This is a genomic window from Pseudomonas sp. GD04019 (assembly GCF_029837695.1).
Taxonomy (GTDB): Bacteria; Pseudomonadota; Gammaproteobacteria; order Pseudomonadales; family Pseudomonadaceae; genus Aquipseudomonas.
On the sequence record NZ_JAOEEA010000004.1, the window covers coordinates 88,796 to 111,942 of the forward strand.

Below are 23,147 nucleotides of genomic sequence, written 5' to 3' on the forward strand. Positions count from 1 at the left end.
GCCCCCGAGCCGATCCGCGGGGCCGGCCGGCAGCGTTTGCGGCCGTTCTCCTGACACCTTTTTGTGGGACAACAGGTACTCCGATGAGCAAGACCTCTCTCGACAAGAGCAAGATCAAGTTCCTTCTGCTGGAAGGCGTGCACCAGAATGCCGTCGACACCCTGAAGGCCGCTGGTTACACCAACATCGAGTACCTCAAGGGCGCCCTGTCCGACGACGAGCTGAAGAGCAAGATCGCCGACGCCCACTTCATCGGCATCCGCTCCCGCACCCAGCTGACCGAAGAGGTCTTCGACTGCGCCAAGAAGCTGGTCGCCGTCGGCTGCTTCTGCATCGGCACCAACCAGGTCGACCTGGACGCCGCCCGCGAGCGCGGCATCGCGGTGTTCAACGCCCCCTATTCCAACACCCGCTCGGTCGCCGAGCTGGTCCTGGCCCAGGCAATCCTGCTGCTGCGCGGCATTCCGGAGAAGAACGCCTCCTGCCACCGTGGTGGCTGGATCAAGTCGGCGGCCAACTCCTTCGAGATCCGCGGCAAGAAGCTCGGCATCGTCGGCTACGGCTCCATCGGCACCCAGCTCTCGGTGCTGGCCGAGGCCCTGGGCATGCAGGTGTTCTTCTACGACACCGTGACCAAGCTGCCGCTGGGCAACGCCACTCAGGTGGCCAAGCTGCACGACCTGCTGGGCATGGCCGACATCGTTTCCCTGCACGTGCCTGAGCTGCCGTCCACCCAGTGGATGATCGGCGAGAAGGAAATCCGCGCCATGAAGAAGGGCGGCATCCTGATCAACGCCGCCCGCGGCACCGTGGTCGAGCTCGAGCATCTGGCCGCTGCGATCAAGGACGAGCACCTGATCGGCGCCGCCATCGACGTGTTCCCGGTCGAGCCGAAGTCCAACGACGAAGAGTTCGAGAGCCCGCTGCGTGGCCTGGATCGCGTGATCCTGACCCCGCACATCGGTGGTTCGACTGCCGAGGCGCAGGCCAACATCGGCCTGGAAGTGGCCGAGAAGCTGGTCAAGTACAGCGACAACGGTACCTCGGTGTCTTCCGTCAACTTCCCGGAGGTCGCCCTGCCGGCGCACCCGGGCAAGCATCGCCTGCTGCACATCCACCAGAACGTGCCGGGCGTGATGAGCGAGATCAACAAGGTGTTCGCCGACAACGGCATCAACATCTCCGGCCAGTTCCTGCAGACCAACGACAAGGTCGGCTACGTGGTGATCGACGTCGACGCCGAGTACTCCGACCTGGCGCTGGAAAAGCTGCAGCACGTCACCGGCACCATCCGCAGCCGCGTCCTCTTCTAAGAGCGCCGCGCTGCAACGAAAAAGGGAGGCCTCGGCCTCCCTTTTTCATTGGCTGTGCGATCACGTTGCGTAGGAGCGAGCTCCGTCGTCAGTTCTGTAGCCCGGATGCAATCCGGGACGCCGGCAGCTCCGTCCCGGATCGCATCCGGGCTGCCTTCAGCGTACGGTCAGCGTGAAGTTGATGCGCGTCAGCCACTCCGCTTCCTGCTCGAAGTCGGCCTGGGTCAGCGGGTTGGCCGCCAGCCAGCCATCGGGGAAGGTCAGGTCCAGGCTCTGCGGGCCGGCCTTTAGCTGCACCTTGGGCATCTCCTGGGTGCCGCGGATGTGGTGGAAGAGGATGGCGAAGCGCAGCAGCACGCACAGGCGCTGCAGCTGCACGCCGTCCTCGCCGAACTCGGCGAAACGCTCCTTGGGGATGTTGCGGCGATGGCCGCGCACCAGCAGGGCCAGCATCAACTGGTCGCGACGCGAGAAGCCGGCCAGGTCGGAGTGTTCGATCAGGTAGGCGCCGTGCTTGTGGTACTGGTAGTGGGCGATATCCAGGCCGATCTCATGGACCCGCGCGCCCCACTGCAGCAGGTCGCTGTGCCAGTCTTCGTCCAGCTGCCAGGCCTCGGTCACCTTCTCCAGGGCCTGCAGGGCCTTGGCTTCGACTCGCGCGGCCTGCTGCAGGTCGACGTGGTAGCGCTCCATCAGCGCGCCCAGGGTGCGTTCGCGCACGTCCTCGTGGTGGTGGCGACCGAGCAGGTCATACAGCACGCCCTCGCGCAGGGCGCCTTCGGAGTGGTCCATGCGTTGCAGGTCGAGGGCGTCGAAGATGGCCTCGGCGATGGCCAGGCCGGCCGGGAAGATCTGCCGGCGGTCGGGCTTGATGCCCTCGATGTCCAGCTTGTCCGCCTCGCCCAGCTTGAACACCTTGCGCTTGAGCCAGGCCAGGCCCTCCGGATTGATCTCGCCATTGCCCAGGCCGCCGGCCTTGATCGCCAGGCCCACGGCGCGGATGGTGCCGGAGGCGCCCACCGACTCCTGCCAACCCAGGCGCTGCAGGCCCTGCTCGATGCTCATCAGCTCCAGGCGTGCGGCGGTGTAGGCCTGGGCGTAGCGCGCCGGGGTGATCTTGCCGTCGCGGAAATAGCGTTGGGTGTAGCTGACGCAGCCCATCTGCAGGCTCTCGCGCAGCAGCGGCTCGAAGCGCTGGCCGACGATGAACTCGGTGCTGCCACCGCCGATGTCCACCACCAGGCGCTTGCCCGGGTTGTCGGCGATGGTGTGGGAGACGCCGAGGTAGATCAGGCGCGCTTCCTCGCGACCGGAGATGACTTCCACCTGATGGCCGAGCAGTTCGTCGGCGCGGCGGATGAATTCGGCGCGGTTGCGTGCCTCGCGCAGGGCGTTGGTGCCGACGATGCGCACGGCGCCCTGGGGCAGGCCCTGGATCAGCTGGCCGAAGCGGCGCAGGCAGTCCAGGCCGCGCTGCATGGCCTCCTCGCTGAGCATGCGCTCGTCGTCCAGGCCGGCGGCCAGCTGCACCTTCTCGCCGAGCCGTTCGAGGATGCGGATCTCGCCGTGGTCGGCCTTGGCCAGGACCATGTGGAAGCTGTTGGAGCCGAGGTCGATGGCGGCGATCAGCGGAAACTGCTTGGCGGTGTTGGGCATGAAGGATTATCCCTTGGCAAACGTTGGCGCCGGTCCTGATCGAGCCGGCACCGCAATGGCTGCATGTTAACCGCCCATGGCGCTTGCCGTAATCCTTCGTCGGCGGTATCAAATCCATTGATAGTCAAGCTCAATGGACAGCGGCTTTCGGCAGGGGCGGATGCGGGCTATCATGGCGCCACTTTTTGCTTCCGATCACGGAGACTGTACATGAGCGAATTCATCACCAACGTCAGCGACACCAGCTTCGAAGACGACGTGATCAAGGCCGAAGGTCCGGTCCTGGTCGACTACTGGGCCGAATGGTGCGGCCCGTGCAAGATGATCGCCCCGGTGCTGGACGAAATCGCCCAGACCTACGCCGGCAAGCTGAAGGTCTGCAAGCTGAACATCGACGAAAACCAGGAAACCCCGCCGAAGTACGGCGTACGCGGCATTCCGACCCTGATGCTGTTCAAGAACGGCAACGTCGAGGCCACCAAGGTCGGCGCCCTGTCCAAGTCGCAGCTGGCCGCCTTCCTCGACGCCAATATCTGAGGCGTTCGCCGCTGTAACAGAAGCCCCGCACATCGCGGGGCTTTTTCTTTGGGCGCAGGCTGGACGTCGCGCTAAACGCGATGTTACATTCGGGCCTGCAACGGGTTCCTCGTTGCCCCCCAAGCCGCCGCCGACGCATTCCTCCCGATAACATCGAGCGATCCAGTCGCCTTCTCGCGGCGCGGCCAGCAAAGCCCAAGGCTTTCCTTCCCTCCTTCATATACCTACGTCATTCCTATGAATCTGACCGAACTCAAGCAAAAGCCGATTGCCGAACTGCTGGACATGGCCGACCAGGCTGGTCTGGAAAACATGGCCCGTTCGCGCAAGCAGGACATCATCTTCGCCCTGCTGAAAAAGCACGCGAAAAGCGGCGAAGAGATTTCCGGCGACGGCGTGCTGGAGATTCTCCAGGACGGCTTCGGCTTCCTGCGCTCCGCGGACTCCTCCTACCTGGCCGGCCCGGACGACATCTACGTCTCGCCCAGCCAGATCCGCCGCTTCAACCTGCGTACCGGTGACACCATCGTCGGCAAGATCCGCCCGCCGAAAGAAGGCGAGCGCTACTTCGCCCTGCTCAAGGTCGACACCATCAACTTCGACCGCCCGGAAAACGCCAAGAACAAGATCCTGTTCGAGAACCTGACGCCGCTGTTCCCGACCAAGCGCCTGACCATGGAGGCCGGCAACGGCTCCAAGGAAGACCTCACCGGCCGCGTGATCGACCTCTGCGCGCCGATCGGCAAGGGCCAGCGCGGCCTGATCGTCGCCCCGCCGAAAGCGGGCAAGACCATCATGCTGCAGAACATCGCGGCCAACATCACCCGCAACAACCCCGAGTGCTACCTGATCGTCCTGCTGATCGACGAGCGCCCGGAAGAAGTGACCGAGATGCAGCGCACCGTGCGTGGCGAAGTGGTTGCCTCCACCTTCGACGAGCCCCCGACCCGTCACGTGCAGGTCGCCGAGATGGTGATCGAGAAGGCCAAGCGCCTGGTCGAGCACAAGAAGGACGTGGTCATCCTGCTGGACTCCATCACCCGCCTGGCGCGTGCCTACAATACCGTGATCCCGAGCTCCGGCAAGGTACTGACCGGTGGTGTCGACGCCCACGCCCTGGAGAAGCCCAAGCGCTTCTTCGGTGCCGCCCGTAACATCGAGGAAGGCGGCTCGCTGACCATCATCGCCACCGCGCTGGTCGAGACCGGCTCGAAGATGGACGAGGTGATCTACGAGGAATTCAAGGGCACCGGCAACATGGAGCTGCCGCTGGACCGCCGCATCGCCGAGAAGCGCGTGTTCCCGGCCATCAACATCAACAAGTCCGGCACCCGCCGCGAGGAGTTGCTGACCGGCGAGGAAGAGCTGGCGCGCATGTGGATCCTGCGCAAGCTGCTGCACCCGATGGACGAGATCGCCGCCATCGAGTTCCTCACCGACAAGCTGAAAGACACCAAGACCAACGAAGAATTCTTCCTCTCCATGAAGCGGAAGTGATTCGAGCGTTGCCACGAAGGCCGGGGAAACCCGGCCTTTGCGTTTGCGCAGCCTTCTGAATAACCCAGTTCGGCGCTAAACTTTGCGCCCCGACCTGTGAGGCCCAAGCATGCAGTATCGCGACCTGCGCGACTTCATCCGCGAGCTGGAAAAGCGCGGCGAACTCAAGCGCATCCAGACCCCGGTCTCCCCTGTGCTGGAAATGACCGAAATCTGCGACCGCACGCTGCGCCGCGGCGGGCCCGCGCTGCTGTTCGAGAAGCCCGCGGGCTTCGATGTGCCGGTGCTCGGCAACCTGTTCGGCACGCCCGAGCGCGTGGCGCTGGGCATGGGCGCCGAGGATGTCGGCGAGCTGCGCGAGATCGGCAAGCTGCTGGCCTTCCTCAAGGAGCCGGAGCCGCCCAAGGGCCTGAAGGATGCCTGGAGCAAGCTGCCGATCTACAAGAAGGTCATCAGCATGGCACCCAAGGTCCTCAAGGACGCGCCCTGCCACGAAGTGATCGAGGAGGGCGATGCCGTCGACCTCGGCAAGCTGCCGGTGCAGACCTGCTGGCCGGGCGACGTGGCGCCGCTGATCACCTGGGGCCTGACCATCACCAAGGGGCCCAACAAGGAGCGGCAGAACCTCGGCATCTACCGCCAGCAGGTCATCGGTCGCAACAAGGTGATCATGCGCTGGCTCAGCCACCGCGGCGGCGCCCTGGACTACCGCGAGTGGTGCCAGAAGTATCCGGACCGTCCCTATCCGGTGGCCGTTGCCCTGGGCGCCGACCCGGCGACCATCCTCGGCGCGGTGACACCGGTGCCGGATACCCTCTCCGAATACGCTTTCGCAGGACTCTTGCGCGGCCACCGCACCGAGCTGGTCAAGGCCATCGGCTTCGACCTGCAGGTGCCGGCCAGCGCCGAGATTGTCCTCGAGGGCCACATCTACCCAGGCGAGACGGCGCCGGAAGGCCCCTATGGCGACCACACCGGCTACTACAACGAGGTCGACACTTTCCCGGTGTTCACCGTCGAGCGCATCACCCGCCGTCGCGAGCCGATCTACCACTCGACCTACACCGGCCGGCCGCCGGATGAGCCGGCAATCCTCGGCGTGGCGCTGAACGAGGTGTTCGTGCCGATCCTGCAGAAGCAGTTCCCGGAGATCACCGACTTCTACCTGCCGCCGGAAGGCTGTTCCTACCGCATGGCGGTGGTGACCATGAAGAAGCAGTACCCCGGCCACGCCAAGCGGGTGATGCTCGGCGTCTGGTCCTTCCTGCGCCAGTTTATGTACACCAAGTTCGTCATCGTCACCGACGACGATGTGAATGCCCGCGACTGGAACGACGTGATCTGGGCCATCACCACGCGCATGGACCCCAAGCGCGACACGGTGATGATCGACAACACGCCGATCGACTACCTCGACTTCGCCTCGCCGGTCTCCGGCCTCGGCTCGAAGATGGGTCTCGACGCCACCCACAAGTGGCCGGGCGAGACCACCCGCGAGTGGGGCCGGGTGATCGAAAAGGACCCGGCCGTGGTCGCACGTATCGACGACATGTGGAAAGAGCTGGGCATCGACTGATGAATGCATCATCTGCTGCTGCGCTCGATTGGGCTGTGTTGAAAGGCCGCTCGGGCTGCTCATTTACGCGATGTAAACTCCGCGCTCTCGCGCCCTTTCGCCTTGCCCACCCTTCGCTCGCGACGCAGCTGAAGGCATTCACGTCATGAAGGTCACCCTGCAACCCTCCGGCGCGGTGCTCGACGTGCAGGGCGGCGAGCGCATCCTGGATGCCGCGCGGCGCCTGGGCTACGAGTGCCCGCAGAGCTGCCGCAACGGCAACTGCCATATCTGCGCGGCGTTGCTGGTGGAGGGGCGGGTTCGCCAGGCCGGTACCGAGCTGGACCACGGCGAGCTGTTCACCTGCCTGGCCGAGCCGCTGGAAGACTGCGTGCTGCACTGGGACGGCGTGCTCGCCCCGGGCGAGTTGCCGGTGCGCACCTTCGGCTGCCAGGTGCTCGACCTGGTCGATGTCGGTGGTGATGTTTGTCGCGTGTTGCTGCGCGCGCCGGCGGGGAAGACGCCGCGCTACCACGCCGGCCAGTACCTGCTGTTGCAGCGTGACGACGGCGAGTGGTCGGCCTTCTCCCTGGCCTCGGCACCGCACAAGGGCCGTGACCTGGAGCTGCATATCCTCACTCGTGAGGACAGCGCCCGCCAGTTGGTGGCGCAGCTGCGCCGCACGCGCCTGGCACGGGTACAGATGCCGTTCGGCGACACCCATTTGGCCGAGTTGCCGGACGGGCCGCTGGTGCTGCTCGCCGCCGGTACCGGTATGGCGCAGATGCACAGCCTGATCGAGCATTGCCGCACCACCGGCTTCACCCATCCGCTGCACCTGTACTGGGGCGTGCGTCAGCCGGAGGATTTCTATCAGCTGGACAGCTGGCAGGCCTGGGAGGGCCAGCCCGGCCTGCACTTGCACAAGGTGGTCAGCGACGCCTGTGGCTGGGAGGGGCGCTGCGGCATGCTGCACGAGGTGGTGTGCCAGGACTTCGTCGATCTCAAGAGCCTGCACGTCTACGCCAGCGGCTCGCCGGGCATGGTCTACGGCACGCTCGATGCGCTGGTCGAGGCCGGCATGGACGCCCACCAGATGCGCGCCGACGTGTTCGCCTACGCGCCACGGGAATGATGACCCGGAAATGAAAAAGCCGCCCGAGGGCGGCTTTTTTGTGGCGGCGACTCTTACTTCACCTGAACCACGACCTTGCCCACGGCCTTGCGCTGGCCCAGCGCATCGATGGCGGCGGCACCCTGCGCCAGCGGGAAGGTCTGCGACACCAGCGGCTTGAGCTTGCCCTCGGCATGCCAGGCGAACAGCTGCTCGAAGTTGGCGGCGTTGTCCTGCGGCTGGCGCTGGGCGAACGAGCCCCAGAACACGCCGACCAGCGACGCGCCCTTGAGCAGCGGCAGGTTGGCCGGCAGGGCCGGAATGCCGCCGCCGGCGGCGAAGCCGACCACCAGGAAGCGACCGTTCCAGGCGATGGAGCGGAACGCCTCCTCGAACAGCTCGCCACCTACCGGGTCGTAGATCACGTCCACGCCCTGGCCGCCGGTAAGCTTCTTCACTTCGTCCTTGAGGCTCTGCTCGCTGTAGTTGATCAGGTGGTCGGCGCCAGCGTTGCGCGCCACTTCCAGCTTCTCGGCCGAGCTCGCCGCGGCGATCACGGTGGCGCCCATGGCCTTGCCGATCTCCACTGCCGCCAGGCCGACGCCGCCGGAAGCGCCCAGCACCAGCAGGATCTCGCCCTTCTGCAGGTTGGCGCGCTGCTTGAGCGCGTGCATCGAGGTGCCGTAGGTCATGCTGAAAGCGGCGGCGGTGGTCAGCTCCATGGTCTTGGGCACCGGCAGCACGTTGTAACCGGGCACCGCCACTTCTTCGGCGAAGCTGCCCCAGCCGGTCAGGGCCATGACCCGGTCGCCGGCCTTGAGGTGGCTGATCTTCTCGCCGACCGCCTTGACCACACCGGCCGCTTCACCGCCCGGCGCGAAGGGGAAGGGCGGCTTGAACTGGTACTTGCCCTCGATGATCAGGGTGTCGGGGAAGTTGACGCCGGCGGCATGCACCTCGATCAGCACCTCGTTCTTCTTCGGTTCGGGGCTGGGCAGGTCTTCCAGGACCAGGCTGGAGGCCGGGCCGAAGGCTTTGCAGAGCAGGGCTTTCATCGCACTTTCCTCGGGTTCGTGACTGTCCGGCAGTGTAGGAGGCGCGCCGGAGGGGTCAACGAGCATGCCCGCATCTGATGGCGGCCTATAAGCGTCGGGCTTGGGCGCGCGGGCCGCTATGGCTATGCTAGGCGCAATTCGATCCGAGGAATGTCCCGTGAAGAAAAGCATCGCTCTGCTGCTGGCCCTGATCCTGCCGTGCACCGCCCTGGCCAGTGGCGGCGGCGAGGAAGATAACGCCGCGCCCAAGGTCGCCTACGTCAGCCTGGTACCGGCCTTGGTAGGCAACTTCGGCGCCGGGCCCAAGCTGAAGTTCTTCAAGGCCGATATCGCCCTGCGGGTGACCGGTACCGAGGCCGAGGAGAAGGTCGAGCACCACGAGCCGCTGATCCGCAACCAACTGGTGATGCTGTTCGCCCAGCAGACCGAGGCCGGCATGGCCGACGAAGCAGCAAAGGAAAAGTTGCGCCAGGAGGCCCTGAAGCAGGTGCAGGATGTGTTGAATCAGGAAGAGGGCAAGCCCATCGTCGAGGACCTGCTGTTCAACAACCTGATCATCCAGTAAGTCAGACGGGCGGCGTCTGGCGCTCACGCCCTTCGCCGGCCATGGCCTCGCTCCACACGCAGGTGCGATTGCGCCCCTCGTGCTTGGCCCGATACAGGGCCTGATCGCTACGCGCCACCAGTCCGCCCGGTTGTTCCTCGCTGACCGGCTCGGCCACCGCCAGGCCGATGCTCAGGGTCAGGCGGCCCTGCGGGCTGCCCGGGTGGGCGATGGCCAGCCCGGCGATCAGGTCGTGAACCCGCGCGGCCACATGCTCGCCACCCTCCAGGCCGGTGTTGGCCAGGATGATGGCGAACTCCTCGCCGCCGTAGCGGCAGGCCACGTCGCCCTCGCGCTGCAAGCTGTTCTGCAGGACCTCGCCGACCTTGCGCAGGGCGTCGTCGCCGGCCAGGTGGCCGAGGTTGTCGTTGAACGCCTTGAAGTGGTCGATATCCAGCATCAGCAGGGCCAGCGGTGCGTCGATCCGGCGCAGGCGGCGCCATTCGCTATGCAGCTGCTGGTCGAAGAAGCGCCGGTTGTAGATGCCGGTCAGGCCGTCCAGCTGCGACAGGCGCTGCAGGCGGGCCTCCAGCTCCAGGCGCTCGCTGTTGTCGCGGGACACGGCGATCAGGTATTCGCGCTCGCCCAGTTGCACCAGCTGGGTATTGATCTCCGCCGGCTGGCGGCTGCCGTCGCGGCGGCACAACTCACGCTGGAAGATGCGTGACTGGTTGTCCTGCTGGGCCGTGCGCACCTCTTCCAGCCAGGCGTGGAAGCCCGGCAGCAACTGTTCGGGTGCCTCGCGCAGGAGCTGGGCGAACTGCTCGGCGCGGTAGCCGAGGCCGGCGTAGGTGGCCTGGTTCATGTGCAGCAATTCGCGGCTGCGGGTATCGAAGATGAACAGGCCGTCGTGGCTGGAGTCGGTCAGGTCGAGCACCAGTTGCAGGCGCTCGCGGCTGTCGCGCAGGTGGCGCTCGATCTCTTCGCGGCGGGTGGCTTCCACCTGCAGGTTGCGGTTGCTGCGCTGCAGGGCGCCGGCGCGCTGGGTGTTTTCCAGCGCCAGGGCCAGGGCTGCCACCAGCAGCAGGCTGATCGCCAGGCCGGCGCCCAGGACCACTTGCGGCAGAGGCGTGGCCAGGCTCTGCAGAAGCCTGGTGGTGGGGCTCAGCTGCAGGCTGAAGGCGTCGTTGTTGAGCAGGCGCAGCGGCACGTCGCGGGCCATCTGCGGCAGCGTGCCCGGGCGCTCGCGGGTGTACAGGCTCTGGCCGTTTTCCCGCAGGCGCACGCTGAAGTTCTCGCTGTCGAGCTGGGCGAGCAATTCGTCCATCAACGGCTCGACGCGGAACACGCCCTGCAGGAAGCCATCGAAGTGCCGATTGGTCTGCTCGTCGCGCAGGTACAGCGGGGTATAGAGCACGAAGCCGCGACCGCCCTGGACCAGCTGGAAGCTGTTGGAGAAGCGCTGCTCACCGGTCTGCTTGGCCTGCATGGCCAGCGGATAGTTGGGATGATCGGGACTGAGGCGGAAGTTGGCGGCGGCCTCGTTGCCGCGCAGCGGCAGCAGCCAGCGCATCTGCAGGTCAGGACCGATCCATTGCACCGACTGATAGGCGGCGAAGTCGGTCAGCGCCAGTTCGGCCTCCTGCTCCCAGTCGTCGCGCGACAGGCGGCCCAGGTTGCTCCACAGGCGGGCGATCCGGTCGAGGCTCTCGACCTCGGTGTGCAGGGTGCTTTCCAGTTGGCGTGCCAGGCTGCGCGCCTGGTAGTCGACCCGTTCCTCCACGCGCTTCTGCTGGTCGTGCTCCAGCTGGAGCCAGAGCTTCACGCTGGCCAGGCACAGCGCCAGAAAGAGGAAAGCCAGCGCCAGGCGCGCGGGCCAGACGGGTCGTGCACGCATTATCGGCTCCGCGAGGCTATGCCGTGTGATAGCACAGCGCTGGTGGGGACTCAACGCATGGCGAGAATGGCCTGCCATTGCGCCGCGCTCACCGGCATCACCGACAGGCGGCTGCCGCGTTGCACCAGGGCCAGTTCGGCCAGCGCCTGCTGCTCGCGCAGGCTGGCCAGTGGCAGCACGCGCGGGAAGGCCTCGACAAACTCAACGTCGAGGGCGCTCCAGGGATTCTTCTCGGCGCTGGCCTTGGCATCGAAGTAATGGCTGTTCGGGTCCAGGGCAGTGGGGTCCGGGTAGACCGGGCCGGCGATGCGCGCGATGCCGGCGATGCCCGGTTCCGGGCAGCTGGAGTGATAGAAGAAGAACTCATCGCCGATCTGCATGCTGCGCATGAAGTTGCGCGCCTGGTAGTTGCGGACCCCATCCCAGCGTGCCCGGCCGAGTTGTTTCAGGTGCTGAATGGACAGTTCGTCGGGTTCCGATTTCATCAGCCAGTAAGGCATGAACTTTGCTCCTGTCAGCCGGTCTTTGCGCGGGACTGAAAATCGTTCCCGCGGATGACTGCCGGATGGCGTCAAAAAGTGTGTGGGTCTTCACCGCTTCCTGGCGGCCGATGGCCCAGGCTAGGCGCCGCCGTAACGGCCAATAACAACACCGCCACCGGTAGAGAACAGTAGTGTGCCGAAAGGGGGAGGCAACTCGATGAAGCGCAAGCCAGATATATTGTGGGTCCTGGTCATTCTATTCAGCCTGGGCATGGTTACCACAGGTTACACCCAGGGTCTGTGGGACCGTCAGGGTGACTCGCCGTCCAGTCAGATTCAGCAATGACCCACTGACATCGCCGCAGGGAGCGCGGCGGTCTCAGCCATGCCAGCGGCGGTCGGTCACTACCGCGCCGAGGCGAATATCCCAGCTGGCCAGGGCCAGCCTGTCCACCTGCTGACATTCATGCGCCACTCCTAAAAGCGTCGGCTTGTGCCAATTTTTGCGCAGTTGCCGATAGGCCAGGCTGCGGTCGTAGAAACCGCCGCCCATGCCCAGGCGCCCGCCGTACAGATCAAAGCCCACCAGCGGCAGCAGCACCAGGTCCAGTGCCCAGACCTTGCGCTGACGTGCGCGCCGGGCCGGTGGTTCCTCGATGCGGAAGCGATTGCGTGCCAGCGCCTCGTGCGCGCGCACGCGCTGGAAGTTCATCCTGGTGCGTGGCCAGTCGCTGAGCACCGGCAGGTAGGTCGCCTTGCCCCGGCGCTGGGCCTCACGCAGCAAAGGGCGCGGGTCGATCTCGCCATCGTTGGGCAGGTACAGGGCGATGTGGCGGGCGCGGCGGAACAGCGGATGCTGGGCCAGTTGCCGGTACAGCGCGCGGGCGGCGCGCTGCTGTTGCTGGGGGGAGAGGTTGCGGCGAGCCTGGCGGAGCTGGCGGCGTAGCGCCGCGCGGGATAGATCACCAGCCAGGATCATGGAATTCTGGACTCCCCGGTCATGCCGCTGTCGGGTTAGCCCTTGAACCCGAAAGTTCAAGGTGGAGATTGCAGGAGGCGTTAAGGCTTTCCGTCAGGCGGACATGCACACCGGCCCCGCTGGCAACCCCCGTGGTTGTGCGTATCGGCTCAGGGACATCACCGACTGGCCAACACACCAGGGAGCTCGGGGCGAGTATACCCCATTCGACCGCTCTGCAATCAGAGTGTCTGGCCATCCGGATCGGCGGCCAGGGCGGTGTCGACCCGATCCAGCAGGTCGCGCACGCGCTCGCGGGTGGAGTTGGCTTCCTGATCCAGGCGCTGCTGCTTGTGCAGCAGATCATGGGTGATGTTCAGCGCGGCCATCACCGCGATGCGGTCGGCGCCTATGACTTTGCCGCCGGAGCGGATCTCGCGCATCTTGCCGTCCAGGTAGCGCGCGGCGCTCTCCAGGTTGGCGCGTTCGTCCGCCGGGCAGGCGATGCAATATTCCTTGTCGAGAATATGCACGGTTACGGTGTTCGACTGGGTCATGAATCCTGCTCCAGGGCTTTCAGGCGCGAAATCATCGCTTCGACCTTGTGCCGGGCCATTTCGTTCTTTTCGATCAGATGGGCGCGTTCCTCGCGCCAGGCCTTCTCACTGGCCAGCAGGGAGCGATTCTGCGTCTTCAGCTGCTCGACGCGCTGGATCAGCAGTTCCAGCTTGCGTGTGAGGGCTTGCAGTTCGGCGTCTTCCATCGGCTCCATACCTGGGCAGTTATCTCGGCACTATAAAGGATTGCGGGGAGGGGGCGGCAAGCGCTGCGCGGCAACGAGGCGGTGGAAACCCTGGCGCGCAGGCCCTAGGATACGAGCCTTCTATTCTAGAGATTGCGCGATTCAGCGCCTAGTTGCCATGTCCATTTCGAATTCTCCCTACGCCGCCTTCGCCGCCCTCCTGGCGAGCACTGGCAAACCCGTTTCCCCTGCCGAACTGCACGGCCTGCTGCTCGGGCGCAGCTGCGCCGGTGCCGGCTTCGAGGCCGATGCCTGGATCGCCGATGCCGTCGAGCTGCTCGGCGCCGAGCCGGCCGACAACGTGCGCCAGGCCCTGGTCGGCCTGCAGGAGATGGTCAAGGGCGAGCTGGGTGGCAGCGACGTCACCGTGGTCCTGCTGCTGCCCGGCGACGATGCGCCGCTGGGCGAGCGTGCCAAGGCCCTCGCCCAGTGGTGCCAGGGCTTCCTCGACGGTTTCGGCATGATCTTGGGCAACGCCGCGTTGAGCGCCGAGGCCATGGAAGTGCTGCAGGATCTTTCCGCCATCGCCCAGGTGCAGAGCGCGCTGGAGGAATCCGAGGACGGCGAAAGTGACTATATGGAAGTAATGGAATACCTGCGCGTGGCCCCGCTGCTGTTGTTCGCCGAGTGCGGCAAGGCCGCGGCGCCCGCCCCCAAACCTTCTCTGCACTGAGGTTCAGTCATGGTCAGCATCCCCCGCGCGGAATACGCCCGTCGGCGCAAGGCGCTGATGGAGCAGATGGAGCCCAACAGCATCGCCATCCTGCCGGCGGCGCCGGTGTATATCCGCAACCGCGACGTCGAGCACGTCTACCGTCAGGACAGCGACTTCCAGTACCTCACCGGCTTCCCCGAGCCGGAGGCGGTGCTGGCCCTGATCCCCGGCCGCGAGCACGGTGAATACGTGCTGTTCTGCCGCGAGCGTGACCCCGAGCGCGAGCTGTGGGATGGCCTGCGCGCTGGCCAGGATGGCGCCGTGGCGCAGTTTGGCGCCGACGATGCTTTCCCCATCGGCGATATCGACGACATTCTGCCCGGCCTGATCGAAGGCCGCGAGCGTGTCTATTACGCTATCGGCACCAATCAGGAGTTCGATCACCGCCTGATGGACTGGATCAACGTGATCCGCTCCAAGGCGCGCCAGGGCGCCACGCCGCCGAACGAGTTCGTCGCCCTCGACCACCTGCTGCACGACATGCGCCTGTACAAGAGCGCGGCCGAGGCCAAGGTGATGAAGGAAGCCGCCGAGATCAGCGCGCGCGCCCATGTGCGTGCCATGCAGACCAGTCGCCCCGGGCTCTATGAATACCACCTGGAAGCCGAGCTGGATTACGAGTTCCGCAAGGGCGGAGCGAAGATGCCGGCCTACGGCTCCATCGTCGCCGCCGGCAAGAACGCTTGCATCCTGCACTACCGCGAGAACGATGCGCCGTTGAAGGACGGCGACCTGGTGCTGATCGACGCCGGCTGCGAGATCGATTGCTACGCCAGCGACATCACCCGCACCTTCCCGGTCAACGGCAAGTTCTCGCCCGAGCAGAAGGCCATCTACGAGCTGGTGCTCAAGGCCAACGAAGAGGCGTTCAAGCACATCGCCCCCGGCAAGCACTGGAACGAGGCCCACGAGGCCACCGTGCAGGTGATCACCGCCGGCCTGGTGGAGCTGGGCCTGCTCGAAGGCAAGGTCGACGAGTTGATCGCCGCCGAGGCTTACAAGCCCTTCTACATGCACCGCGCCGGCCATTGGCTGGGCATGGACGTGCACGATGTCGGCGACTACAAGGTCGGCGGCGAGTGGCGCGTGCTCGAGCCGGGCATGAGCATGACCGTGGAGCCGGGCATCTATATCGCCACCGACAACGACAAGGTGGCGAAGAAGTGGCGTGGCATTGGCGTGCGCATCGAGGATGACGTGCTGGTGACCAAGACCGGCTGCGAGGTCATCACCAACGGCGTGCCCAAGACCGTTGCCGAGATCGAGGCGCTGATGGCCGCCGCCCGTGAGCAGGCAGCCTGAGTTGAGTCCTATGTGGTTGGCCATCGTCGGTGGCGAGGCTTTGGCTGAGTGGCTCGGTGCGAGCCTGGCCCTGCCGAGGAGTCATGCATGAGTCGCGTGCAGCTGGCCATCGTCGGTGGCGGCCTGGTGGGCGCCAGCCTGGCCCTGGCCCTGCAGGCTGGGGCGCGGGCGCGCGGCTGGCGCATCGTGCTGGTCGAGCCCTTCGCCCCGGGCAATGCCTGGCAGCCGAGTTACGACGCGCGCTCCAGCGCGCTGTCCTACGGCAGCCGGCAGATCTTCGAGCGCCTCGGCCTGTGGCCTCTGCTTGCCGAGCGGGCCGAGGCCATCACCCAGATCCAGGTCTCCGACCAGGGTCGCTTCGGCGCCACCCGCCTGTCCGCCGCCGATGAAGGCGTGCCGGCGCTGGGCTATGTGCTGGAAAACGCCTGGATGGGCCATTGCCTGTGGCGCGCGCTGGACCCAGAAGTGGTCGAGTGGCGCTGCCCGGCGGAGGTCACCCGCATGGAGGCGCTGGACGATGGCTACCGGCTGTTGCTCAGCGACGACTCCAGCCTCGATTGTGACCTGGCCGTGCTGGCCGACGGCGGTCGCTCCGGCCTGCGCGAGCAGCTCGGCATCGCCGTGCGTCACACGCCCTACGACCAGTGCGCGCTGATCGCCAACGTCAGCCCGGCCGAGCCACATGCCGGCCAGGCCTTCGAGCGCTTCACCGAGCACGGCCCGCTGGCCCTGCTGCCGCTGCCGGACAAGCGCTGCGCGCTGGTCTGGACCCGTCCACCCGTGGACGCCGAGCGCCTGCAGCAACTGCCCGACCGCGAGTTCCTCGCCGAGCTGCAGCAGGCCTTCGGCTATCGCCTGGGTGCGTTGCGCCAGGTCGGCGCGCGGCATGTCTATCCGTTGGCGCTGGTGGAGGCCACCGAGCAGGTGCGCCCGCATCTGGTGATCCTCGGCAACGCCGCCCATAGCCTGCACCCGGTGGCGGGGCAGGGCTTCAACCTGTCCCTGCGCGATGCCCAGGCCCTGGCCGAGACTCTGCTGGAAAGTGCTGCCGGCGTCGGCGACTTCGCCACCCTGCAGCACTATCTGGCCCGGCAGAGTCAGGACCAGGCGCTGACCGTGGGCTTCTCCGACCGCGTCACCCGCCTGTTCGGCCGCGACGAGTCACTGCTGGTGGCCGGGCGCACCCTTGGCCTGCTCGGCCTCGATCTGTTGCCACCAGCCAAGCGCTGGTTCGCTCGCCAGGCCATGGGCCTCGGCACCCGTAGTTTATGAGTCTGTTGGATGAGTGATTCGAAACTGGCGCGCCGCGCCCGCCTGCTGCGCATCGGCCTGAACTGCTATCCGCCCTATATCGGCGCCGGCATCCGCGTGCAGCAGATCAGCCCGGATTGCCGCCACGCGCGGGTGAAGATGGCCCTGCGCTGGTACAACCGCAATTTCGTCGGCACCCAGTTCGGCGGCTCGCTGTACAGCATGGTCGACCCCTTCTACATGCTATTGCTGATGCCGCTGCTGGGCGACGACTATATCGTCTGGGACAAGGCTGCCAGCATCGACTTCGTCAGCCCCGGCAAGGGCCCGGTGTATGCCGACTTCCGCATCGACGACGCCCTGCTGGCGGAGATTCGCGACAAGACCGCCGGCGGCGACAAGTACCTGCCGCAGCTGCAGGTGGATATCCGCGATGGCGACGGTACCCTGGTCGCCACCGCACACAAGACCCTGTATATCCGTCTCAAGCCGCGCGCGCGGCCGGCCGTGGCCTAAGGAAGCGAGATGCAAGCGGACCTGATCATCGTTGGCGCCGGCATGGTCGGCAGCGCACTGGCCCTGGCCCTGGAGCACAGCGGCCTGGAGATCCTGGTGGTCGATGGCGGCCCGCTCAGCGTCAAGCCCTTCGATGCCAGTGGCGCCTTCGAGCCGCGGGTCAGTGCCCTGTCCGCCGCCAGCCAGCGCATTCTCCAACGCCTCGGCGTGTGGCAGGGCATCGCCGCCCGGCGCGCCTCGCCCTACCGCGACATGCAGGTGTGGGACGGTTCCGGCACCGGCAGCGTGCACTTCTCGGCCGCCAGTGTGCATGCCGAAGTGCTCGGCCATATCGTCGAGAATCGTGTGGTCCAGGACGCCCTGCTCGAACGCCTGCACGACAGCCAGATCGGCCTGCTCGGCAACGCCCGCCTGGAGCAGCTGCTCCGCTCCGGCGACGGCTGGCTGCTGACCCTGGCCGATGGCCGCGAGCTGCGCGCGCCGCTGCTGGTGGCCGCCGACGGCGCCAACTCGGCAGTACGCCGTCTGGCCGGCTGTGCCACCCGCGAATGGAATTACCTGCACCACGCCATCGTCACCAGCGTGCGTTGCGAGCGTCCGCACCGCCTAACCGCCTGGCAGCGCTTTACCGACGACGGTCCGCTGGCCTTCCTGCCGCTCAATCGCCAGGGCGACGAGCACTGGTGCTCGATCGTCTGGTCCACCGTGCCGGCCGAGGCCGAGCGCCTGATGGCGCTGGACGACGAGGTCTTCCGCCACGAGCTGGGCAAGGCATTCGAATGGCGCCTGGGGCCGGTGACCGCGGTCGATCCGCGGGTGTGCATCCCGCTGCGCCAGCGTCACGCCAAGCGCTATGTGGAGAGCGGCCTGGCGCTGATCGGCGACGCCGCCCACAGCATCCACCCGCTGGCCGGCCAGGGCGTCAACCTCGGCTTCCTCGACGCCGCGGTGCTGGCCGAGGTGCTGCAGCACGCGTTGCAGCGCGGCGAGCAGCCCAACGATGTGCGCGTACTCAGTCGCTACGAGCGCCGGCGCATGCCGCACAACCTGGCGATGATGGCGGCCATGGAGGGCTTCGAGCGCCTGTTCCAGGCCGACCCGCTGCCGATCCGCCTGCTGCGCAACAGCGGCCTCAACTGGGTCGACGAGTTGCCGGATGCCAAGGCCCTGTTCGTCCGCCGCGCCCTCGGCCTGGTCGGCGATCTGCCCGAACTGGCCAGCGCCTGATACTCCGGCGCCGGCCGTGGCTGCGGCTGGCGAAACACTGCGACATAAAAACGCTACAGCTCTCAGCTGCGAGTCACTATCATTTGTGATCTTTCCGCTGTCACGAGAGCCTTCGCCATGTCGCTGTCCAAACGCCTGCTCGCCGTCCTGGCCCTGAGTGCCGCCGCCGGCTCCGCCACGGCCGCCGAAGAGGTAGTGGTCTACTCCTCGCGCATCGACGAGCTGATCAAGCCGGTTTTCGACGCCTACACCGCCAAGACCGGGGTGAACATCAAGTTCATCACCGACAAGGAAGCGCCGCTGATGCAGCGCATCAAGGCCGAGGGTGAGAACGGCGTGGCTGACCTGCTGATCACCGTGGATGCCGGCAACCTCTGGCAGGCCGAGCAGATGGGTATCCTCCAGCCCTTCACCTCACCGGTGATCGACGCCAACATCCCCGCTCAGTACCGCTCCAGCAACCATGCCTGGACCGGCCTGTCGCTGCGCGCGCGGACCATCGTCTACTCCACCGAGCGCGTGCAGCCAGGCGAGCTGACCACCTACGAAGCGCTGGCTGGCCCCGAGTGGGAAGGCCGCCTGTGCCTGCGCACCAGCAAGAAGGTGTACAACCAGTCGCTCACCGGCACCCTGATCGAGACCCATGGCGCCGAGAAGACCGAGCAGATCCTCCAGGGTTGGGTGAACAACCTGGCCACCGACGTGTTCGCCGACGACAACGCGGTGATCCTCGCCGTGGATGCCGGCCAGTGCGATGTCGGCATCGTCAACACCTACTACTACGGCCGCCTGCACAAGCAGAACCCGCAGCTGCGCGCCAAGCTGTTCTGGCCGAACCAGAGTGACCGTGGCGTGCACGTCAACCTGTCCGGCGTCGGCCTGACCAAGCATGCGCCGAACCCGGAAGCGGCGAAGAAGCTGGTCGAGTGGATGACCACGCCGGAGGCCCAGGGCCTGTTCGCCGAGATCAACCAAGAGTTCCCGGCCAACCCGGCGGTCAAGCCGTCGGCGGAAGTGGCGGCCTGGGGCGAGTTCAAGGCCGACAGCATCCCGGTGGAAGTGGCCGGCAAGCGCCAGGCCGAGGCGATCAGGATGATGGATCGGGTCGGCTGGAATTAAAGCGGTGTAGGGTGGATGGCGCTTTTTCCATCCACCGGCCTCAGTCGCTGTGGTGGTAGGGTGGAAAACGCTGCGCGGTTTTCCACCCTACCAAGCCCCGTTCCACGTCAATCGTTATACTCGACGCCCCGGCCCGCCCGGGGCGTATCGTTTTCGCCCGCCAGGAGTTCGCGTGAGTCATCCCGTCCAGCGCCGCTGGTATCCCATTGCCTTTGCCATCGCTGCCCTGGTGCTGCTGCCGCTGTCGGTGCTGGTGCTGTCCTGGCACGAGATCGATGGCGAGATCTGGAGCCATCTGTGGGATACCCAGATGCCGCGCCTGCTGGGCAATACCCTGGTGCTGGTGTTCGGCGTCGGTATCGGCGTGACCCTGCTCGGCGTCAGCCTGGCCTGGCTCACCAGCCTCTGCGAGTTCCCCGGACGGCGCTGGCTGGACTGGGCGCTGATGCTGCCCTTCGCCATTCCCGCCTATGTGCTGGCCTTCGTCTTTATCGGCCTGTTCGACTTCTCCGGGCCGGTGCAGAGCCTGCTGCGCGAGTGGTTCGGCACGGGTATCCGTTTGCCCCGCGTGCGTTCCACCGGTGGGGTGATCACCGTGCTGGTGCTGGTGTTTTACCCCTACGTCTACCTGCTCGCGCGCAGCGCCTTCCTGGCCCAGGGCCGTGGGCTACTGGAGGCGGCGCGGGTGCTCGGCCAGTCGCCCTGGCAGGCATTCTGGCGCGTGGCCCTGCCGATGGCCTGGCCGGCCATCGGCGCCGGGCTGGCGCTGGCGATCATGGAGACCCTGGCTGACTTCGGCGCGGTGGCGGTGTTCAATTTCGATACCTTCACCACCGCCATCTACAAGACCTGGTACGGCTTCTACAGCCTGTCCGGCGCCACCCAGCTGGCCAGCCTGCTTCTGCTGGCGGTGATGCTGGTGCTCTACGGCGAGCGTCGCGCCCGCGGCGCCAGCCGCCCGGCCAGCGAACGGCCGCGTGGCAAGGCGCTGTATCGCCTGCACGGCTGGAAGGCGCTTGCCGCCAGCGGCTGGTGTGGCCTGGTATTCGTCTGCGCCTTCGTCGTGCCGCTGCTGCAGCTGCTGGCCTGGTTCTGGCAGCGCGGCCGTTTCGACCTGGACGAGCGCTACGCCGGCCTGATCCTGCACACCCTGTCCCTCGGCGCCCTGGCGGCGCTGATCACCGTGTCCGTGGCGCTGCTGCTGGCCTTCGCCCGGCGCCAGGCACCGACCCGGCCGATCCGCAGCGCGGTGAGCCTGGCCAATCTCGGTTACGCGCTGCCCGGCTCGGTGCTGGCGGTGTCGATCATGCTGGCCTTCAGCTTCCTCGACCGCGAGCTGGTGATCCCTCTGTCCAGCTGGCTCGGTGGCGCCGGCAAGCCGCTGCTGCTGGGCAGCCTGGCGGCGCTGCTGCTGGCCTATCTGGTGCGCTTCATGGCGGTGGCCTATGGGCCGCTGGAGAACGGCCTGGCGCGCATCCGTCCGTCGCTGCCGCAGGCCGCGCGCAGCCTGGGCGTCGGCGGGCCGGCGCTGTTTCTGCGCGTCTACCTGCCGCTGCTGGTGCCGGGCGCGCTGTCCGCCGCGCTGCTGGTGTTCGTCGACGTGCTCAAGGAAATGCCGGCCACCCTGCTGATGCGCCCCTTCGGCTGGGACACCCTGTCGGTGCGCATCTTCGAGATGACCAGCGAGGGCGAGTGGGCCCGCGCCGCGCTGCCGGCGCTGACCCTGGTGGTGGTCGGTCTGCTGCCGGTGATCGGTCTGATTCGCCGTTCCGCGCGCCAGCCGGGGCATTGACCACACGGAGTGTCCAGTTTCTTTGCGTGGGGCTACAATGCGCGCCTGCTGACGCAGCCGTCCATGAGCCCGTGCCCACCAGGGCAGGGCCCGTTTGAGGAGTTTTCCATGGGACAGCGTACACCCCTGTATGAACAACATCTGGCGCTCGGCGCCAAGATGGTCGATTTCGGCGGCTGGGACATGCCGCTGCACTACGGTTCCCAGGTCGAGGAGCACCATCAGGTACGCCGCGACTGCGGCGTGTTCGACGTCTCCCACATGACCGTGGTCGACGTCACCGGCGCCCAGGCCAAGGCCTGGCTGCAGCACCTGCTGGCCAACGATGTGGAACGCCTGAAGACGCCTGGCAAGGCGCTCTACAGTGGCATGCTCAACCCGAGTGGCGGGGTGATCGACGACCTGATCGTCTACCTCACCGACTGGGGCTATCGCGTGGTGGTCAACGCCGCCACTCGCGACAAGGACCTGGCCTGGATGCAGGCGCAGACCGCTGGTTTCGAGGTCACCCTGAACGAGCGCGCCGAACTGGCCATGCTCGCTATCCAGGGCCCCAACGCCCGCGCCAAGACTGCCGAGCTGGTGTCCCCGGCCCGCGCCGCGCTGATCAGCGAACTCAAGGTGTTCCAGGGCCTGCCGGAAGGCGACTGGTTTATCGCCCGCACCGGATACACCGGTGAGGACGGCCTGGAGATCATGCTGCCGGCCGAGCAGGCCGCCGATTTCCTCAACGAACTGGTCGGCGCCGGCATCGCCCCGATCGGCCTGGGCGCCCGCGACACCCTGCGCCTGGAAGCCGGCATGAACCTGTACGGCCAGGACATGGACGAAGAGACTTCACCGCTGGCCGCCAATATGGGCTGGACCATCGCCTGGGAACCGGCCGAGCGCCAGTTCGTCGGCCGCAGCGCCCTGGAGACCCAGCGTGCCGCCGGCGATCAGCAGAAGCTGGTCGGCCTGGTGCTGGAAGAGCGCGGCGTGCTGCGTGCCCACCAGGTGGTACGGGTGGAAGGCGTTGGCGAGGGTGAGATCACCAGCGGCAGCTTCTCGCCGACCCTCAACAAGTCCATCGCCCTGGCCCGCGTGCCGGCTGCCACCGGCGACCGCGCCGAGGTGGAGATTCGCGGCAAGTGGTACCCGGTACGCGTCGTGCAGGCTAACTTCGTCCGCAACGGCAAGGCTGTGATTTGAAAATCGCTTGGCTGCGCGTTGGCCAGGCGTTGTTGAAAGCGGGCTCAGAATGCTCATTTACACGAGTAAACTGCGCTTCTTCGCCCGCTTTCGCCTAGCCTGGCTCTAGCTCGCTCAAGCTTGCTTTTTTAAGACTGCTAAATTTTCCGGGCGGGTCTTCCGCCCCACTGATTTCGAGGGTACCGACATGAGCAATATCCCCGCCGATCTGCGTTACGTTGCCAGCCACGAGTGGATCCGCCTGGAGGCCGATGGCTCGGTCACCGTGGGCATCACCGACCATGCGCAGGAAGCCCTGGGCGACGTGGTCTACGTCGAGCTGCCGGAAGTCGGCAAGCAGCTGGCCAACGGCCAGGAAGCCGGTGTGGTCGAGTCGGTGAAGGCCGCCTCGGACATCTACGCCCCGCTCGCCGGTGAAGTCCTCGCCGTCAACGAAGCCCTGGCCGACGCTCCCGAGCAGGTCAATGGCGACCCCTACGCCGCCTGGTTCTTCAAGCTGCAGCCGAGCAACCCGGCCGAGCTGGAAGAGCTGCTCGACGCTGCCGGCTACGAGGCCGTCTGCTCCGCCGATGCCTGAGAACCTATTTACGATCTGCTGCGCGTCGGAAAAACTGCGTTGAAAGC

General features: G+C 66.4%; 22 protein-coding genes and 1 other RNA gene. 15 read left to right on the forward strand and 8 right to left on the reverse strand.

Annotated elements, in window-relative coordinates:
• Nucleotides 1–83 precede the first annotated feature (83 nt).
• A complete protein-coding gene (gene serA / locus N7607_RS07860; RefSeq protein WP_137973701.1) occupies nt 84–1,313 on the forward strand; it encodes a phosphoglycerate dehydrogenase in 1,230 nt (409 codons plus the stop codon).
• 156 nt (nt 1,314–1,469) lie between these two features.
• Here the strand turns inward: serA and ppx are convergent, their stop codons facing one another.
• The gene (gene ppx, locus N7607_RS07865; protein ID WP_279865615.1) at nt 1,470–2,969 is read right to left on the reverse strand and encodes an exopolyphosphatase; all 1,500 of its coding nucleotides are present in this window, start codon (nt 2,967–2,969) and stop codon (nt 1,470–1,472) included.
• A gap of 210 nt (nt 2,970–3,179) precedes the next feature.
• On the opposite strand from ppx, the gene trxA reads away from it, so the two are divergent.
• The 4 genes from trxA to N7607_RS07885 all read left to right on the forward strand — a co-directional run bounded on the left by trxA (nt 3,180) and on the right by N7607_RS07885 (nt 7,693).
• On the forward strand, nt 3,180–3,506 hold the full coding sequence (gene trxA, locus N7607_RS07870) for a thioredoxin TrxA (RefSeq protein ID WP_043310887.1): 327 nt from the start codon (nt 3,180–3,182) through the stop codon (nt 3,504–3,506).
• 237 nt (nt 3,507–3,743) lie between these two features.
• Nucleotides 3,744–5,003 (forward strand): transcription termination factor Rho, encoded by a 1,260-nt coding sequence (gene rho / locus N7607_RS07875; RefSeq protein ID WP_137973698.1) that lies wholly within the window; start codon nt 3,744–3,746, stop codon nt 5,001–5,003.
• Nucleotides 5,004–5,112: 109 nt separating this feature from the next.
• Entirely contained in the window at nt 5,113–6,579 is a 1,467-nt protein-coding gene (gene ubiD, locus N7607_RS07880; RefSeq protein WP_279865614.1) for a 4-hydroxy-3-polyprenylbenzoate decarboxylase, read from the forward strand.
• Nucleotides 6,580–6,724: 145 nt separating this feature from the next.
• Complete coding sequence (locus N7607_RS07885) at nt 6,725–7,693, forward strand: CDP-6-deoxy-delta-3,4-glucoseen reductase (protein WP_279865613.1); 969 nt, start codon at nt 6,725–6,727, stop codon at nt 7,691–7,693.
• Between the two features lie 53 nt (nt 7,694–7,746).
• Here the strand turns inward: N7607_RS07885 and N7607_RS07890 are convergent, their stop codons facing one another.
• Nucleotides 7,747–8,727 carry an NADPH:quinone oxidoreductase family protein gene (locus tag N7607_RS07890; RefSeq protein WP_279865612.1) on the reverse strand — a complete coding sequence of 327 codons (981 nt, stop codon included), beginning with the start codon at nt 8,725–8,727 and terminating at the stop codon, nt 7,747–7,749.
• Between the two features lie 157 nt (nt 8,728–8,884).
• Here N7607_RS07890 and N7607_RS07895 point away from each other — a divergent pair, with 157 nt between their 5' ends.
• Nucleotides 8,885–9,292 (forward strand): flagellar basal body-associated protein FliL, encoded by a 408-nt coding sequence (locus N7607_RS07895; RefSeq protein WP_279865611.1) that lies wholly within the window; start codon nt 8,885–8,887, stop codon nt 9,290–9,292.
• A gap of 1 nt (nt 9,293) precedes the next feature.
• On the opposite strand, the gene N7607_RS07900 is transcribed toward N7607_RS07895, so the two are convergent.
• From N7607_RS07900 to N7607_RS07925, 6 genes are all read right to left on the reverse strand, one after another.
• On the reverse strand, nt 9,294–11,168 hold the full coding sequence (locus N7607_RS07900; RefSeq protein ID WP_279865609.1) for a diguanylate cyclase: 1,875 nt from the start codon (nt 11,166–11,168) through the stop codon (nt 9,294–9,296).
• Nucleotides 11,169–11,218: 50 nt separating this feature from the next.
• The gene (locus N7607_RS07905; protein ID WP_279865608.1) at nt 11,219–11,668 is read right to left on the reverse strand and encodes an EVE domain-containing protein; all 450 of its coding nucleotides are present in this window, start codon (nt 11,666–11,668) and stop codon (nt 11,219–11,221) included.
• Nucleotides 11,669–12,029: 361 nt separating this feature from the next.
• Nucleotides 12,030–12,629, reverse strand: a complete 600-nt coding sequence (locus N7607_RS07910; RefSeq protein WP_279865607.1) for a 5-formyltetrahydrofolate cyclo-ligase — start codon at nt 12,627–12,629, stop codon at nt 12,030–12,032.
• 8 nt (nt 12,630–12,637) lie between these two features.
• A non-coding RNA gene (gene ssrS / locus N7607_RS07915) (6S RNA) lies at nt 12,638–12,816 on the reverse strand.
• Between the two features lie 34 nt (nt 12,817–12,850).
• Nucleotides 12,851–13,165, reverse strand: a complete 315-nt coding sequence (locus tag N7607_RS07920) for a cell division protein ZapA (protein WP_137973690.1) — start codon at nt 13,163–13,165, stop codon at nt 12,851–12,853.
• Nucleotides 13,162–13,371, reverse strand: a complete 210-nt coding sequence (locus tag N7607_RS07925) for a TIGR02449 family protein (protein WP_279865606.1) — start codon at nt 13,369–13,371, stop codon at nt 13,162–13,164. The genes N7607_RS07920 and N7607_RS07925 overlap by 4 nt, the downstream gene beginning before the upstream one ends.
• A 157-nt stretch (nt 13,372–13,528) precedes the next feature.
• Between N7607_RS07925 and N7607_RS07930 the strand changes: the two genes are divergently transcribed.
• The 9 genes from N7607_RS07930 to gcvH all read left to right on the forward strand — a co-directional run bounded on the left by N7607_RS07930 (nt 13,529) and on the right by gcvH (nt 23,100).
• On the forward strand, nt 13,529–14,083 hold the full coding sequence (locus N7607_RS07930) for a YecA family protein (protein ID WP_279865605.1): 555 nt from the start codon (nt 13,529–13,531) through the stop codon (nt 14,081–14,083).
• A gap of 9 nt (nt 14,084–14,092) precedes the next feature.
• Nucleotides 14,093–15,427: a Xaa-Pro aminopeptidase gene (pepP, locus tag N7607_RS07935; protein ID WP_279865604.1), complete on the forward strand. Its 1,335-nt coding sequence runs from the start codon at nt 14,093–14,095 to the stop codon at nt 15,425–15,427.
• 87 nt (nt 15,428–15,514) lie between these two features.
• Nucleotides 15,515–16,699, forward strand: coding sequence for a 2-octaprenyl-6-methoxyphenyl hydroxylase (ubiH, locus tag N7607_RS07940; RefSeq protein WP_279865603.1), 1,185 nt, complete (start codon nt 15,515–15,517; stop codon nt 16,697–16,699).
• A 9-nt stretch (nt 16,700–16,708) separates the two neighbouring features.
• Nucleotides 16,709–17,194, forward strand: coding sequence for a DUF4442 domain-containing protein (locus N7607_RS07945; RefSeq protein WP_279865601.1), 486 nt, complete (start codon nt 16,709–16,711; stop codon nt 17,192–17,194).
• A 9-nt stretch (nt 17,195–17,203) separates the two neighbouring features.
• Nucleotides 17,204–18,421: a 2-octaprenyl-3-methyl-6-methoxy-1,4-benzoquinol hydroxylase gene (locus tag N7607_RS07950; RefSeq protein ID WP_279865600.1), complete on the forward strand. Its 1,218-nt coding sequence runs from the start codon at nt 17,204–17,206 to the stop codon at nt 18,419–18,421.
• A 117-nt stretch (nt 18,422–18,538) separates the two neighbouring features.
• Nucleotides 18,539–19,540 (forward strand): extracellular solute-binding protein, encoded by a 1,002-nt coding sequence (locus N7607_RS07955; RefSeq protein ID WP_279865599.1) that lies wholly within the window; start codon nt 18,539–18,541, stop codon nt 19,538–19,540.
• Nucleotides 19,541–19,712: 172 nt separating this feature from the next.
• Nucleotides 19,713–21,332 (forward strand): iron ABC transporter permease, encoded by a 1,620-nt coding sequence (locus tag N7607_RS07960; protein WP_279865598.1) that lies wholly within the window; start codon nt 19,713–19,715, stop codon nt 21,330–21,332.
• Between the two features lie 108 nt (nt 21,333–21,440).
• Nucleotides 21,441–22,523 (forward strand): glycine cleavage system aminomethyltransferase GcvT, encoded by a 1,083-nt coding sequence (gcvT, locus tag N7607_RS07965; protein ID WP_279865597.1) that lies wholly within the window; start codon nt 21,441–21,443, stop codon nt 22,521–22,523.
• 187 nt (nt 22,524–22,710) lie between these two features.
• Nucleotides 22,711–23,100, forward strand: coding sequence for a glycine cleavage system protein GcvH (gcvH, locus tag N7607_RS07970; RefSeq protein ID WP_192399082.1), 390 nt, complete (start codon nt 22,711–22,713; stop codon nt 23,098–23,100).
• The last annotated feature ends 47 nt before the right edge of the window (nt 23,101–23,147 follow it).